Genomic DNA, 14,034 nt, shown 5'->3' with positions numbered 1-14,034 from the left:
TTCCCCTAGGAGCAGCAGCCATGCGCATCACCCCCATCCCCCAAGCCGAAGTCGACAAGGCCGAACGCAAGATCGACAACATCCTGGAAGACCTAGAGGAGGAGACCAACTCGGAAGTGCAGGACATCGACCTCGAAGACGTTGTAGAAACCGACCCCGCCACCGGCAAACCTGGCGTGCACAAGACCGTGGATGTCACCGTACAGCCCAGGCCGCAGCGCAAGTGGCTCAAGTAAAGGGGCCGTGCCATGAAGAAATCCACCGCATCCCCTCGCGAGAGCGCCGCCGCAGCGCAGACCGCCAAGAAGCAAAAACGCATCCAGGCCGAGCAGGATGCCAAGGACGCCTCCAAAAAGAAGGCATCTGCAAGCAAAAAGCTGGCTCAACCGAAAAAAATGGGCGTTGCTCCGGGCCCGGGTCGCGCCGAGCCGGGCGCTCCTTTGCCCAACCAGGCGCTGGCCAAGCCCGGCATCGAGGCGCGCATGTCGCTGCCGCCGCGCTTCGAGGCCCCGCACTACAAGGGCAGTGGCAAGCTCGAAGGCATGTCTGCCCTCATCACCGGCGGCGACTCCGGCATCGGTAGAGCCGTGGCCGTGCTGTTCGCGCGCGAAGGTGCCGATGTGGCCATCGTCTACCTCAACGAGCATGAAGATGCGAAGCGCACGATCGAACTGGTGCAGGCGGAAGGCCGGCACTGCATCGCGATCTCCGGCGACGTGAAAAGCGCGCGCTTTTGCAAAGGTGCCGTTGTCAAGACCGTCAAGGCCTTTGGCAAGCTCAACCTGCTGGTGAACAATGCGGCCTTCCAGGAGCATGCCAGCTCGCTCGAAGACCTGACCGAAGAGCGTTTCGACGAGACCTTCAAAACCAACATCTACGGCTACTTCCACATGGCCAAGGCGGCGCTGCCGCACCTCAACCGGGGCGATGCCATCGTCAACACCGGTTCCGTCACAGGCCTGCGAGGCAGCAAGGAGCTGCTCGACTATTCGGCCACCAAGGGCGCCATCCATGCCTTCACCAAGGCCCTGGCGCACAACCTGGCGGACAAGGGCATCCGCGTGAACGCCGTGGCCCCCGGCCCGGTATGGACGCCGCTGAACCCGGCCGACAAGACGCCCGAGGACATCGCCCAGTTCGGTGCCAGCACGCAGATGGGGCGGCCCGCGCAGCCCGAGGAGATTTCGCCGGCCTATGTGTTCCTGGCCGCGCCGTGCTGTTCGAGCTACATTACCGGCATCGTTTTGCCGATCACCGGCAATGCAGGCGACGGGGGCTAAGGCTTCGCTCAGTTGCGGATGTTCGCGAACTCCACCACCCGGCTGAACTTCTGGATTTCCGACTGCAGGAAGGGCACGAAATCCGTGCCTTCCATCATGGTCAGGCCAGCGGCTTCGAGCGTATTGCGCAGTTCGGGCTCCTTGAGCAGCAGCTGCAGGTCCTCGCGCAACCGGATGGTCGTGGCGGGCGGCAGCTTGCCGGGGCCCAGCAGGCCGAACCAGACACCTGCATCGACCGCCTTGAACCGCGCATTCTCTGCCAGGGCCGGGATCTGGGGCGCCACCGCAGAGCGCTCCAGCTTCGTCACGCCAATGGCCTTGACCTTGCCGTCCTTGATATGGGGCAGGGCGCTGGACAGCACCATCACCGCAAAGTCCACGTCACCACTGTCCAGGTTCGCGAGCATGGCACCGGCGCCGCGTGAAGGCACGTGCGCCATGCGCACCCCTGATTGCTGGCGAATGGTCTCCCCCGCAAGGTGCAGCGGCGTGCCCATGCCCGACGAGGCATAGCGCATGGGCGCAGGCGCCTCGGCGGTGGCGCGCAGGAATTCGTCGATGCTGGCCACAGGCGTCTTCCGGCCGGCCACCAGCACCAGGGGCTGGCTGCCGATGAGACCGATGGGCGTGGAATCCTTGAGCGGGTTGTAGCCGTCGCGCCGGCGGCTCACCAGGTGGTTGATGCCCACCTCTGCGGGCGAGCCCAGCAGCAGTGTGTGCCCGTCTGCTTCGGCCAGAGCCACCCGCGCCGCGGCCAGCGCCCCGCTGGTGCCGGGAATGTTCGCCACCTTCACCGACTGGCCCAGGCGGCGCGCCAAACCGGGCGCGATGGCCCGTGCTACAAGGTCCACACTGCCGCCGGCGGGGTAGCCGACAACCAGGGTGACAGTTTTCCACGGATAGTCCTGCGCCCAGGCCACCATGCTGGACAGGGCCAGCACATGCACTGAAACAACGGTCCGGACCTTCTTCAAAATCATCGTGTCCATGGGGTATCCCTGTGGGTGGATTGGGTTACCCATGGTTACATTCGATGCGAGCGAGCGAGGTGCCGCTTCGGCACCGGTCAGTGCCGAATAGATCGTTTTCGGGCCGCTGTCCGCAAGCGTTCAGCGACCCGCCGAACGGGCGCGCAGCGTCTGTCTCAGCCCAGCCTGCTCCGGCACAGCAGGGCAGAAAGGCGATGCGGCGCGACTAAGCTGCGCGCTTGACCAGCGCTGGCTCGGAGCGGTAGCGAGTAGCAAACAATCGTTTGAGGTGCGCCACCTTGGGCAGGTCGTTGACCACGATGTAGGGATGGCGCGGGTTCTCGGTCAGAAAATCCTGGTGGTAGGCCTCGGCCGCAAAGAAGCTCGGGCCGCTTTCCACGCGCGTGGCGATGGGCTTCTTGAACACCTTGAGCGCATCGAGCTGGGCGATGTAGGCGCGCGCCACCTTCTCCTGTTCAGGGCTGGCGGCGAAGATGGCCGAGCGGTACTGCGTGCCCGAATCCGGCCCCTGGCGGTTGAGCTGGGTCGGGTCGTGCACCACCGAAAAGAAGATCTGCAGCAGCGCGCCGTAGCTCACCTGGGCGGGGTCGTAGCTGATCTCCACCGATTCGGCGTGCGCCGTGCGCCCGCTGCTCACCAGGCTGTAGGTGGCCGTGGCGGCCGAGCCGCCGCTGTAGCCCGACACGGCTTTCTGCACCCCCTGGACATGCTGGAACACGCCCTGCACGCCCCAGAAGCAGCCGCCGGCAAAGATGGCCTTTTCCACTTTGGCACTGCCAGCGGGAACATCCTGCGCGGCAGGCGGGATCACCACGGCCTCTTCGGCGGAGTGGGCCAGGTTCTGGAACAGCAGGGCGCCGCCGGCCAGCGTGGCGCCACCGGCCAGGAGCTGCAGCAGGCCGCGCCGGCTGGGGGTAGATGCCGTGGAAGGAGTCGTTTTCATGGTGAGAGCGCCTTTCTGGAAGGTGGTGGGAGTGTGATGCGGGTTCGCCGGAAATGTGCTCACCCGAAGGTAAAGGCGTAGGCGTCGACAGGGGCATCCAGGAACTCGATGCTGAAGGTGCGTTCGCGCACCTCGCCGCCCTGGCGCACCAGCTGGTACAGGCGCTGGTCGGTCACCGTGCCCGTGCCGTCGGCGGCCACGTCGATGCCACGCGCCTCGCCAGGGGCCTGGCCATCGACCGTAACCTTGAAGCGCACGGGCTTGCCGCCGGTGCCCGGCCCCAGCACCAGGTGCAGGTCGCGCTCCTGGAAGCGGTAGACGATGCGGCCGTTGCCAGCGGCCAAGGTGGCACGCTCGGCGCCCACCGTCCACTGGCCGGCCAGGCCCCAGGCATTGAGCGCCGGGCGGGCGGGGGCGGTGTAGGTGGCCGCCCGGTCGCGCACGGCAGGCTCGGCCGAGGCGAAGTGCTCGGCCCGCTCATAGCCCAGGTAGGTTTCGTGCGAGCGCACCGTCCCCAGGTCGGCGGGCTGGTGCACGCCCTGGGCAGCCACCTGGGCCAGGCCGTCCTGCACCGGTGTTGCGGCAGTGCCGGCCTCGCGCAGCAGTTGCTGGATGGCGCGCTCCGACTCAGCGTACTTGCCCTCGCCGAAGTGGTGGTAGCGCATGCGGCCCTGGGCGTCGATCAGGTAGTGCGCGGGCCAGTAGCGGTTCTGGAAGGCGCGCCAGATGGCGTAGTTGTTGTCGATGGCCACGGGGTAGGTGATGCCGAGGTCGCGCACGGCCTTGGCCACGTTGGCGGCGTCGCGCTCGAAGGCGAACTCGGGCGCATGCACACCCACCACCACCAGGCCCTGGTCCTTGTACTTCTCGGCCCAGGCCTTCACATAGGGCATGGCGCGCAGGCAGTTGATGCACGAGTAGGTCCAGAAGTCCACCAGCACCACCTTGCCGCGCAGCCCGGCCGTGGTGAGTGCGGGGGAGTTGAGCCACTGCACGGCACCGTCGAGCGAGGGCACCTCGCCCTGGTCCGGCAAGCGCCCGGCCGCAGCGTTGCCGGCAGCCATCATGGAAGGGCCGGCCCCTTCGGCGGCGGCAGCCATCATGGCGCCGTTGCCCTGCATACTCATTGAAGGGCCACCGCTCATGGCCATGGCGCCGCCCTGCGGTTCGCTGCCCAGCCGGTCCACCAGGGCCTGCTCGATGCCGCCGGTGGATGCCGTCGACAGTCGGGCCAGGATGCCCGTGTCCAGCCCCAGTGCAATCGCAGCCACGCCAGCCAGCATTGCAGCGCCCAGGCCGCGGCGCACCCATTCGCCCACGCCCAGCGAGCGCTTGAGCGCGGCAAACACCCGGCCGCCGAGCAGCAGGGCCGCCGCCATCGACGTGGCCGCACCGGCCGCATAGGCCAGCAGCAGCAGGCTGGTGCCCACGCTGGCACCCTGCAATGCGGCGCCGGTCAGGATCAGGCCGAGCACCGGCCCGGCGCAGGGGGCCCACAGCAGGCCCGTGGCCACACCCAATAGCAGCGATGCGCCCACGCGTGGCTTGCCGTCGCCCTGGGCTGACTGCGACAGGCGGTCACCGGCGGCGACCAGGGGGCGTGCCATGCGGTCGGCGAGGCCCGGCCAAACCAGGGCCAGGCCGAACACCGCCACCAGCACCAGCGCCGCCCAGCGGCCATACTGGTTGGCGGCCACCACCCAGCCGCCGCCCACGGCGGCCAGCGTGGCCACGGTCGCAAAGGTCAGCGCCATGCCGGCCAGCAAGGGCAGGCCGCTGCGCAAAAAGGGCTGGCTGGCGCGCGAGAAGACAAACGGCAGCACGGGCAGGATGCAGGGGCTGACGATGGTCAGCACCCCGCCCAGGTAGGCCAAAAGGAGGAGCAGCATGGCGGCGGTCCTCAGGCAGCGCCGGCCGCGAACGTGAGCGACAGGCCATTCATGCAGTAGCGCAGGCCCGTGGGTTGGGGGCCGTCGTTGAAGACATGGCCCAGGTGGCCGCCGCAGCGGCGGCAATGCGCCTCGGTGCGCGCCATGCCCAGGGTGCGGTCCGTGCGGGTGGCCACGGCATTGTCCAGAGGCTTCCAGAAGCTGGGCCAGCCGGTGCCGCTGTCGAACTTGGTCTTGGAAGAAAACAGCGGCAGGGCACAGCCGGCGCAGGCGAAGGTGCCGGCACGGTTCTCCTTGTTGAGCGGGCTGCTGCCGGGGCGCTCGGTGTTTTCGTGGCGCAGCACGGCGTACTGCGCGGGCGTGAGCCTGGCGCGCCACTGGGCGTCGGTGAAGGTCACCTCGAAAACCTCGCTGGTGGCGGCAGCTGCAGGGGCGCGGCGCGGCGAGAACCAGGCGGCCAGGGCCAGTGCGCTGGCGCTGCCGGTGAACAGAAGATGGCGGCGGGTGGTGGTCATGGGGTCCTCGGTCGGTAGGGGGTTGGCCGGAGCTTAGGCCGGGCTCAATCGCGAAGTCCTCACGCAAACTTCAAAAATTCGTGATAACTCGGCAGGCTGCGATTGCGCACAATGCTGGGCATCCCTCGCTTACCTGCCTTTTCATGTCCATACCTCCCTCCAAACGCGTGCTGCTGGTGGAAGACGACGCCCACATCGCCGAACTGCTGACCATGCACCTGCGCGACGAAGGCCTGCAGGTCGTGCATTGCGCGCGGGGCGACGACGGCCTGGCGCAGCTCACGCGCGCCGGCGACTGGGACGCGCTGGTGCTGGACCTGATGCTGCCGGGGGTGGACGGCCTGGAAATCTGCCGCCGGGCCCGCGCCATGCCGCGCTACGTGCCCATCATCATCATCAGCGCGCGGGCCAGTGAGGTGCACCGCATCCTGGGCCTGGAGATCGGTGCCGACGACTACCTGCCCAAGCCGTTTTCGGTGCTCGAACTCGTGGCCCGCGTGCGGGCCTTGCTGCGCCGGGCCGAGGCCATGGCGCAGAACGCGCGCCAGCAGGCGGGCAGCCTGTCGGTGGACGGCCTGGCCATGGACCCCGTGGCGCGCGACGCGCGGCTCGCGGGCCAGCGGCTCGACCTGACGCCACGCGAGTTCGACCTGCTGTACTTCTTTGCGCGCCAGCCGGGCAAGGTGTTCTCGCGCATGGACCTGCTCAACGCCGTGTGGGGCTACCAGCACGAGGGCTATGAGCACACGGTCAACACCCACATCAACCGGCTGCGCGCCAAGATCGAGGCCGACCCGGCCCAGCCCGCGCGCATCCTCACCATCTGGGGGCGCGGCTACAAGTTTGCCGGCCCCGAGGGTGCGCTATGAGGTTGACCGTGACGCAGCGCCTGTCGCTGGTGTTCGCCGTGCTGCTGCTGGTGTGCAGCGGCACCTCGGCCTGGATGCAGGTGCGCTCCAACCGCATGCACGAGCTGGAGGTGGTGCAGGGCCTCTCGCGCGACCTGGCCGAAAGCATTGCCCGCGACGCCCAGCTCACCGATGCCAATGGCCTCATGCCGGACGCCGTGCGCAAGCTGTTCAGCCAGCTCATGGTGGTCAACCCCAGTGTGGAGGTCTACCTGCTCGAACCCGATGGCCGCATTGCCGGCCACGCTGCACCCGAGGGCCGGCTGCGCCGCGACCGCATTGATCTGGCGCCCGTGCGCCGAATGATCGATGGTGCGCCACTGCCCATCCTGGCCGACGACCCGCGCAGCACCGACGCGCGCAAGGTATTCAGCGCCGCGCCGCTGCGCGTGCATGGGCGCGACGTGGGCTTCATCTACGTGGTGCTGCTGGGCGAGGCGCACGACCTGGTGGCGGCGCAGGGCTCCACCAATGCGGTACTGACCACGGCGCTGTGGTCCATCGCCATGGTGGCGCTGCTGTGCCTGGCGGCGGGCCTCGTGGCCTTCACCCTGATCACGCGGCCGCTGCGCCGCCTTACCGAGACCGTGCGCCATTTCGACATGACCGGTGCACAACCGCCCCTGCCGGCCCTGGCGCCACCATCACCACCAACGCCGGACAGCCGTGATGAGATCGCGGTGCTCGACGCTGCCTACCGCCAGATGGTGGCGCGCATCGGCGAGCAATGGCAGGTGCTGAGCCGCCAGGACCAGGAGCGCCGCGAGCTGATCGCCAATGTCTCTCACGACCTGCGCACACCGCTGTCCTCGCTGCACGGCTACCTGGAGACGCTGCTGCTCAAGGACGCCACGCTGCAGCCGGCCGAGCGCCAGCGCTACCTGGGCATTGCCCTGGACCAGAGCCGCAAGGTGGGCGCGCTGGCGCAGAGCCTGTTCGAGCTGGCGCGGCTCGAATACGGGTTTGTGCAGCCTGAAGCCGAGCCCTTTGCCATGGCCGACCTGGTGCAGGACGTGTTCCAGAAGTTCGAACTGGTGGCCCAGGAGCGCCAGGTGGCTCTGCTGGCGGACATTGCGCCGCAACTGCCGCCCGTGCATGCCGACCTGGGCCTGGTCGAGCGGGTGCTGACGAACCTGCTGGACAACGCCTTGCGCCATACGCCGCCAGGCGGTGCCGTGACCGTGGTGCTGGCCCAGGAGGCCGATGCCCTGGCCGTGCAGGTGCAGGACACCGGTCCCGGCATTGCACCGGAGCTGCGCGAGGGACTGTTCGAGCGCCCCTTTACCATGGGCGGATCGCGGCGCGGCGGAGGCCTGGGGCTGCGCATTGCGCACCGCATCCTGGCGCTGCATGGCAGCCGGATCGCACTGGTGCAGAGGCCGGCGCCGGGGGCGGCATTCCGCTTCACCTTGCCCTGGGCCGGCGGGGCAACCGGCAGGCCCCCGCACATCCAAGAGGGGGATGTGGAATCTCCAGCGCTGCCGCGTTAAGCGTTTTCACCTAGGGCCGGCCCTGTAGGACAACACCGCTTGCGGTCTGCGCAATGTACTTTTTTGCTACCGCACACAGCCAACCGGGTGTAAGAATGGATCATCCTGACATAACAGGGTTTAGGGGGAGGCCCATTGCTGCTGCGCTCGAGCTTCGAATCGAAGGTTCTGGCGGCGTTCATCGCTGCCGCCGTGGTGGTGGCCGGCGTCACGGTGATGGGCTGGAAGCTGGCCGATGACGCGGAGGAGGCGACCCATTGGGTGGCCCACACCCACCAGGTGCTGGGCAACGTGGCCCATATCCGTGCCAACACCCTGCAGATCGAGCTGAGCACGCAGAGCTTTCGCATCACCGGAGACCCCGCGCACATCGCCGAGCGCGATGCCACGGCCGAGGCCCGCGAGGCCATGCTGTCGCAACTGCGCCAGCTCACCGCAGACAACCCGCTGCAGCAGGAGCGCTGGACCCTGCTGCGCCAGATGGTGGACGAGCGGCTGGCCATCTCCCGGCGCGTGGAAATGCTGCGCAAGACACAAGGGCCCGAGGCCGCCAATGCCTACGTGGCCACGGCCCCCCTGCAAAAGACACGCGACCGCATCCACGAGTTGCTGCGCGGCCTGGAGTTCGAAGAGGCCGCTCTGCTGCGCGAGCGCACCGAAGCGCAGCTGCACACCCGCCGCCTGCTGCTGCTGGCCAACAGTATCGTGGCGCTGTTGCTGGTGGGGCTGCTGGGCGGCGCCTATGCGCTGATCAGGCGCCAGCTGGGCGAAACCCGCCAGACCCAGCGCGCCCTGGAGGACAGCGAGGAAAGCCTGGCCACCACCATGCACTCCATTGGCGATGCCGTGCTGGCCACCGACACCGAAGGCCGCATCACCCGGATGAACCCGGTGGCCGAGCAGTTGACCGGCTGGACTTTCGAGATGGCGCGCGGCCTGCCCATCGACGTGGTGTTCCGCATCGTCAACGAGATCACCCGCGAGCCTGCGGTGGTGCCCGTGGCCCAGGTGCTGGCCACCGGCGTGGTGCATGAGCTGGCCAACCACACCACGCTGATCGCGCGCGATGGGCGCGAGTGCCCGATTGCCGACAGCGCCGCCCCCATACGCTCCAGCGCCGGCGCGGTGGTGGGCGTCGTCCTGGTGTTCCGCGATGAAACCCTGGCACGCCAGGCCCAGCGCACGATCGTGCAGCACAACGCGCTGCTGGAGCAGCGGGTACAGGAGCGCACGGCGCAGCTGCATGCCAGTGAAGACCACCTGTTCAGCGTGATCAACAACGTGCCGGCCGTGCTGGCCTACGTCAATGCCGAGCAGCGCTACGTGTATGTCAACGCACAGCACAAGGCGCTCTATGCCCCGGACCGCGACGACGTGCCAGGGCACACGGTGCGCGAGATTCTCGGCGAGGAACGCTATGCCCAGGCCGCCCCGATGATCGAGCGGGTGCTGCAAGGCGAGCGCCAGAGCTACGACTGGCAGCCGTTTCCCGGCATGTGGCAGGCCATCGACTGCATACCCAAGTGCGATGACAGCGGGCAGGTGCTGGGCTACTACGTGCTCGGTTCCGACATCACGGTGCGCAAGCACGCCGAGGAGAAGGTGCTGGCGCTCAATACCGCCCTGGAAGACCATGTGCTGCGGCTGGAGCACACCACCCGGGCCCTGAAGACCCTGAGTGCTGGCAACCGCACCATGCTGCGCGCGGTGGACGAGCAGGGCCTGCTCTCCAGCATGTGCGAGGCCATCGTCACGGCGGGCGGCTACGCCATGGCCGTGGTGTGGTGCCGCCCCGCAGAGGGAGCTGCCGACCCGCTGGTGCCTGTGGCCGAAAGCACCGCCGCCCTGGCGCAACCCTGGCTGCGCGCCTTGAACACCCGCTGGGAGGCGTGCGATACAGGCCAGGGCGTGCTGGGTGATGCCGTGCGCTCGGGTCTGGCCTGCGTGGGCCGGGGAGGCGAGCCGCCCGGCCCCGATGGCCCCGCCTGGCTGGCCGGCATGCCCGCTGCGGCCTCGGTGCTGGCGTGCCCGCTGCGGGTGGACGGCGCGGTGATCGGCGCCCTGGCCATCTACAGCAATCGGCCGAAGATCTTCGAGCCCGACGAGATCACCTTCCTCGTCGAGTCGGCCGATGACCTGGCCTTCGGCATGGCGACGCTGCGCCACCGCAGCGAGCAGGCCCGGGTCCAGGAGGCCATGCAGCAGATGCGCCGCTACGACACCCTCACCGGGCTGCCCAACGAGGCGCAGTTCACCGAGACCCTGGTGTCCGCCATCGACGCTGGCCAGTCGTTTGCGGTGCTGCAGGCCAATGTGGAGCGGCTCAGCGAGATCAACGATGCCCTGGGTTTCTGCTACGGAGACCAGATCCTCAAGGAGGTCGGGGCCCGCCTCGTCCAGGCCGTTCCCGCTTCTGCCACGGTGGGACGGCTGCGCGGCGACGAGTTTGCCATCCTGCTGCCGCAGTGCGATGCGCAGGCCGCAGTGGGCATGGTACGCACCGTGGACGCCGTGCTGGCCCAGCCGTTTCCGATTGCCGACATCTCGATGGAAGTCTCCGTGACCGCCGGGGTGGCCCTGTTCCCCGGGCACGGCGAGACCCCGCACGACCTGTACCGCCACATGGACACTGCGGTGCGCCAGGCCAAGAAGGCCGGGCTCGGGCATGTGGTGTTCGACCCGGCGCAGAGCCACCACCGCAACCAGGCGCACCACCTGCAAATGGCAGGTAAGCTCAGGCGAGCCATCGAGAACGGTGACCTGTCGCTGTACCTTCAGCCCAAGATCGACATGGCCGCAGGCCGGGTGTGCGGGGCCGAGGGCCTGGTGCGCTGGCGGCATGCAGAGCGCGGCATGCTCATGCCGGGCGACTTCATCGGCCTGGCCGAACACACGGGGCTGATCAAGCCGCTGACCGAGTGGGTGATCGAGGCCGCCTTGCGGCTCAACCACGGCTGGGCTGCCAAGGGGGCCGAGCTGCCGATCGCCGTGAACCTGTCCGCGCGCAACCTGCGCGACGACGCCCTGCTGCAAACCATCCGCCAGCTGCAGACCGCCTGGCCCGTGGCGCCGGGGCTGCTGGAGCTGGAGATCACGGAAACCACCGTCATGGAGGAGCCCGAGCGTGCCTTGCGCGTGCTGCAGGCGCTGCGCGACCTGGGCATTGCGCTGTACATCGACGACTTCGGCACCGGTTACTCGTCGCTCAGCTACCTGCAGCAGCTGCCCGTGGAGTACATCAAGATCGACCAGTCCTTCGTATACAACATGTCGGTGAGCAAGGCGTCGGCCGTGATCGTGCGCTCCACCATCGACCTGGCCCACGACCTGGGCCGCAAGGTGGTGGCCGAAGGCATCGAAACCCAGGCGCATTGGGATCAGCTGGCCGCCCTGGGCTGCGACATCGGACAGGGCTATTTTCTGGCACGGCCCATGCCGTCGCAGGATCTGCCGGGCTGGGTCGCGGGCTTCGTCGCGCCCGTGGTCCGTGCACCGGAGAGCATGTTCGTGATCTGATACGGATTTGCCTTCAACCGTCTAACTTCGTTGGTCCGCCTTGCCGTGCTACATCAGGCACAGATCCGCGCAGGCTCCCGGACCACCGATCGATCAGTAGCCTGTGTCCTACACCATGTTGCGGCGCACAAGAATCGCCATCGACCCCCTCCAAAAATAGCATGGAACCACGGCCACGGCAGGGCATACGCCCCCGTGAACCGGATAGGTGCCAGTGGCGGGTCTGCGAATTCCCTCGCAGGCGCGCCCACCCATTCAGGAGGGCCCAGGCCATGACATCCCATGCATCTGAATATTCGCACAGCCTGGAGACCGCCCACAGCGCGCTGGCACTGCGGCGGCGCGAGGCCCAGGAAACCGTCATGCCATTCACGCGGGGACTGCGCGGGCACGCCAGCACCCATGAGCAGACCACGCGCGAAGAACTGGTGCGCCGGCTGGCCGGCATCAAGGGCTGCGCGTACAGCACCGATGAGCTGCCGCAGCCCATCTGGCATGGCCGCACCTACCTGGTGCCCAGTGACACGCTGGTGGGCATGGCCACCGCACACGCCCTCGGCGTGCACGGGCAGGACGACCTGTTCGGCGGTGTCGTACCGCAGGCCTTCATTGCCACCAAGGCCATCACCCATCCCCTGGTGTCGTTCGAGGCCGCCGCGCCAGAAGGCTGGAACCCCGAGTTCTCCCGGCTCGTCAAGCGCTCGGTGCTGCCCGGCTACACCGCGTTCTCGCGTGCGGATGCGCTGCGCGCCGGCGAGGCACTGTTCGCCCTGGGGCCGCTGCGCGTGAAGCCGGTGGGCGAGACCGGTGGGCGAGGCCAGACCGTCGTCACCACCATGGAGGCCTTGGCAAACTGCCTGAACAGTTTGGGGGACAGCCTGCTGGAGAGGGACGGCGTGGTGCTGGAGCACAACCTGACCGAGGTGGAAACGCTGAGCATCGGCCAGGTGCGCGTGGCCGGGCTGCAGGCTTCGTACTACGGCTCGCAGCGCCTCACGCCCGACAACAGCGGGGCCCTGGTCTATGGCGGCTCGGACCTCACGGTGGTGCGGGGTGATTTCAATGCGCTGCTGGCCAGCACACCCTCGGGCCCGCTGCACGATGCGGTGACCCAGGCACTGGCCTATGACGAAGCGGTGCGCACCTGTTATCCGGGCTTTTTCGCGTCGCGCATCAACTACGACGTGGCCCAGGGTCTGAATGCGGCGGGCCAATGGTGCTCCGGCGTGCTGGAGCAGTCCTGGCGCGTGGGCGGAGCCAGCGGCGCCGAGGTGGCGGCGCTGGAGGCTTTCCACCAGGATCCGGGCCTGCGCAAGCTGCGGGCCAGCTGCGTGGAGAAGTTCGGTGCGCCCCAGCCCATCCCTGTCGGGGCCACGCTGTACTACCAGGGAGTCGACCCCGAAGCCGGGCCCCTCACCAAATACACGACGCTGGAGATCCATGGCCACACGGCATAAAACGATCCACATCCCCGTGGGCGGCCGCAGCATAGAGGGCACCCTGGTCGCGCCCGATGTGCTCGTGCCCGGCGTGATGCTGGTGCACGGCTGGGACGGCAGCCAGAAACAGTACATCGCGCGCGCGCACCAGATTGCCGCCCTGGGCTGCATCTGCCTGACCTTCGATTTGCGCGGCCATGCCAACGACCGGGCCGAGCGCGAAACCGTGACCCGCGAGGACAGCCTGAACGACATGCTCGCGGCCTACGACCTGCTGGTAGGGCACCCGGCGGTGGACCCGGCCTCGGTGCTGGTGGTGGGCACCAGCTACGGCGCCTACCTGGCCGCCGTGCTCAGTGCCCTGCGCCCCGTGCGCTGGATGGCGCTCAGGGCGCCGGCGCTGTACAAGGATGAGGACTGGATGGTCTCCAAGATCAAGCTCAACCGCGCAGAGGTGGCCGCCTACCGCAGCCGTGCCATCGCGCCGCAGAGCAACCGGGCCCTGGCGGCCAGCGCACAGTTCAAGGGGGACGTGCTGCTGGTGGAATCGGAGAACGACGATGTCGTGCCCCACCCGGTGCTGGAGAACTACCGCGCGGCCTTCCTGCAGACCCGGTCCATGACCTACCGGGTGATCGGTGGCGCCGACCATGCGCTGACCTGCCCCGAATGGAAAGAGGAATACACCGGCATGCTGGTGCACTGGGTGCAGGAAATGGTCAATGGGGCCCGGAAGAAGGCCAGGCCCGTTACCGCCTCGCCATACCAAGAAGACTTGCCGCCATGAACTGCACCCTGTTACTGGCAGCGAGTGAATAGTTTCCGGTGTTTGCCGATTATCGGAATAATCTAGTAACGAGCTGCCGAACGTGTTTACGAAATACGGCGATCGCAGCGGGAAGATGGCCCCCCGCCCCGTGATTGTCCTACAGCCATGAATGGACGCCAGGTTCAACATGGACTCATCGGTCACCCGCCGGTACGCTCATGGCCTATTGGGCCATCGCATCGTCCCAAAGCTCCAGGACCTTGCGAGTGCCAATGGATCCACAGGATTCAGGGTGA

Annotated in this window: 11 protein-coding genes; 7 read left to right on the top strand and 4 right to left on the bottom strand. The window is 67.8% G+C overall.

What is annotated here, in order from left to right:
- Positions 1–20 precede the first annotated feature (20 nt).
- Together QYL93_RS21895 and QYL93_RS21890 are read left to right on the top strand one after the other, a co-directional pair.
- On the top strand, positions 21–236 hold the full coding sequence (locus tag QYL93_RS21895) for a hypothetical protein (RefSeq protein WP_305745638.1): 216 nt from the start codon (positions 21–23) through the stop codon (positions 234–236).
- Positions 237–248: 12 nt separating this feature from the next.
- Complete coding sequence (locus QYL93_RS21890; RefSeq protein WP_305745637.1) at positions 249–1,280, top strand: SDR family oxidoreductase; 1,032 nt, start codon at positions 249–251, stop codon at positions 1,278–1,280.
- 8 nt (positions 1,281–1,288) lie between these two features.
- Here the strand turns inward: QYL93_RS21890 and QYL93_RS21885 are convergent, their stop codons facing one another.
- The 4 genes from QYL93_RS21885 to msrB form a co-directional block, all read right to left on the bottom strand.
- Entirely contained in the window at positions 1,289–2,269 is a 981-nt protein-coding gene (locus QYL93_RS21885) for a tripartite tricarboxylate transporter substrate binding protein (protein ID WP_305745636.1), read from the bottom strand.
- 205 nt (positions 2,270–2,474) lie between these two features.
- Positions 2,475–3,212: a peptide-methionine (S)-S-oxide reductase MsrA gene (msrA, locus tag QYL93_RS21880; protein ID WP_305745635.1), complete on the bottom strand. Its 738-nt coding sequence runs from the start codon at positions 3,210–3,212 to the stop codon at positions 2,475–2,477.
- 59 nt (positions 3,213–3,271) lie between these two features.
- Positions 3,272–5,101: a cytochrome c biogenesis protein DipZ gene (locus tag QYL93_RS21875; RefSeq protein ID WP_305745634.1), complete on the bottom strand. Its 1,830-nt coding sequence runs from the start codon at positions 5,099–5,101 to the stop codon at positions 3,272–3,274.
- 11 nt (positions 5,102–5,112) lie between these two features.
- Positions 5,113–5,616 (bottom strand): peptide-methionine (R)-S-oxide reductase MsrB, encoded by a 504-nt coding sequence (gene msrB / locus QYL93_RS21870; RefSeq protein WP_305745633.1) that lies wholly within the window; start codon positions 5,614–5,616, stop codon positions 5,113–5,115.
- A gap of 143 nt (positions 5,617–5,759) precedes the next feature.
- On the opposite strand from msrB, the gene QYL93_RS21865 reads away from it, so the two are divergent.
- The 5 genes from QYL93_RS21865 (at position 5,760) to QYL93_RS21845 (ending at position 13,756) form a co-directional block, all read left to right on the top strand.
- On the top strand, positions 5,760–6,485 hold the full coding sequence (locus tag QYL93_RS21865; protein WP_370877020.1) for a response regulator transcription factor: 726 nt from the start codon (positions 5,760–5,762) through the stop codon (positions 6,483–6,485).
- Entirely contained in the window at positions 6,482–8,014 is a 1,533-nt protein-coding gene (locus QYL93_RS21860; protein ID WP_305745632.1) for a HAMP domain-containing sensor histidine kinase, read from the top strand. Before QYL93_RS21865 ends, QYL93_RS21860 begins: the two co-directional genes overlap by 4 nt.
- Before the next feature lie 135 nt (positions 8,015–8,149).
- Complete coding sequence (locus QYL93_RS21855; RefSeq protein WP_305745631.1) at positions 8,150–11,530, top strand: EAL domain-containing protein; 3,381 nt, start codon at positions 8,150–8,152, stop codon at positions 11,528–11,530.
- A 272-nt stretch (positions 11,531–11,802) separates the two neighbouring features.
- Positions 11,803–12,987 carry a DUF3182 family protein gene (locus tag QYL93_RS21850; RefSeq protein WP_305745630.1) on the top strand — a complete coding sequence of 395 codons (1,185 nt, stop codon included), beginning with the start codon at positions 11,803–11,805 and terminating at the stop codon, positions 12,985–12,987.
- Entirely contained in the window at positions 12,971–13,756 is a 786-nt protein-coding gene (locus tag QYL93_RS21845; RefSeq protein ID WP_305745629.1) for a S9 family peptidase, read from the top strand. Before QYL93_RS21850 ends, QYL93_RS21845 begins: the two co-directional genes overlap by 17 nt.
- The last annotated feature ends 278 nt before the right edge of the window (positions 13,757–14,034 follow it).

It is taken from the genome of Acidovorax sp. A1169 (genome assembly GCF_030704685.1).
GTDB lineage: Bacteria > Pseudomonadota > Gammaproteobacteria > Burkholderiales > Burkholderiaceae_C > Acidovorax.
The sequence above is the reverse complement of the archived record's forward strand: the minus strand, read 5'-3'. Positions and strand labels throughout refer to the sequence as shown.

Bases quoted from the DNA above. Each gene is read 5' to 3' on its own strand.
- QYL93_RS21850 (WP_305745630.1), top strand. From the start codon at position 11,803: ATGACATCCCATGCATCTGAATATTCGCACAGCCTGGAGACCGCCCAC.
- QYL93_RS21875 (WP_305745634.1), bottom strand. From the start codon at position 5,101: ATGCTGCTCCTCCTTTTGGCCTACCTGGGCGGGGTGCTGACCATCGTC.
- msrA (WP_305745635.1), bottom strand. From the start codon at position 3,212: ATGAAAACGACTCCTTCCACGGCATCTACCCCCAGCCGGCGCGGCCTG.
- msrB (WP_305745633.1), bottom strand. From the start codon at position 5,616: ATGACCACCACCCGCCGCCATCTTCTGTTCACCGGCAGCGCCAGCGCA.
- QYL93_RS21860 (WP_305745632.1), top strand. From the start codon at position 6,482: ATGAGGTTGACCGTGACGCAGCGCCTGTCGCTGGTGTTCGCCGTGCTG.
- QYL93_RS21845 (WP_305745629.1), top strand. From the start codon at position 12,971: ATGGCCACACGGCATAAAACGATCCACATCCCCGTGGGCGGCCGCAGC.
- QYL93_RS21890 (WP_305745637.1), top strand. From the start codon at position 249: ATGAAGAAATCCACCGCATCCCCTCGCGAGAGCGCCGCCGCAGCGCAG.
- QYL93_RS21865 (WP_370877020.1), top strand. From the start codon at position 5,760: ATGTCCATACCTCCCTCCAAACGCGTGCTGCTGGTGGAAGACGACGCC.
- QYL93_RS21885 (WP_305745636.1), bottom strand. From the start codon at position 2,269: ATGGACACGATGATTTTGAAGAAGGTCCGGACCGTTGTTTCAGTGCAT.
- QYL93_RS21895 (WP_305745638.1), top strand. From the start codon at position 21: ATGCGCATCACCCCCATCCCCCAAGCCGAAGTCGACAAGGCCGAACGC.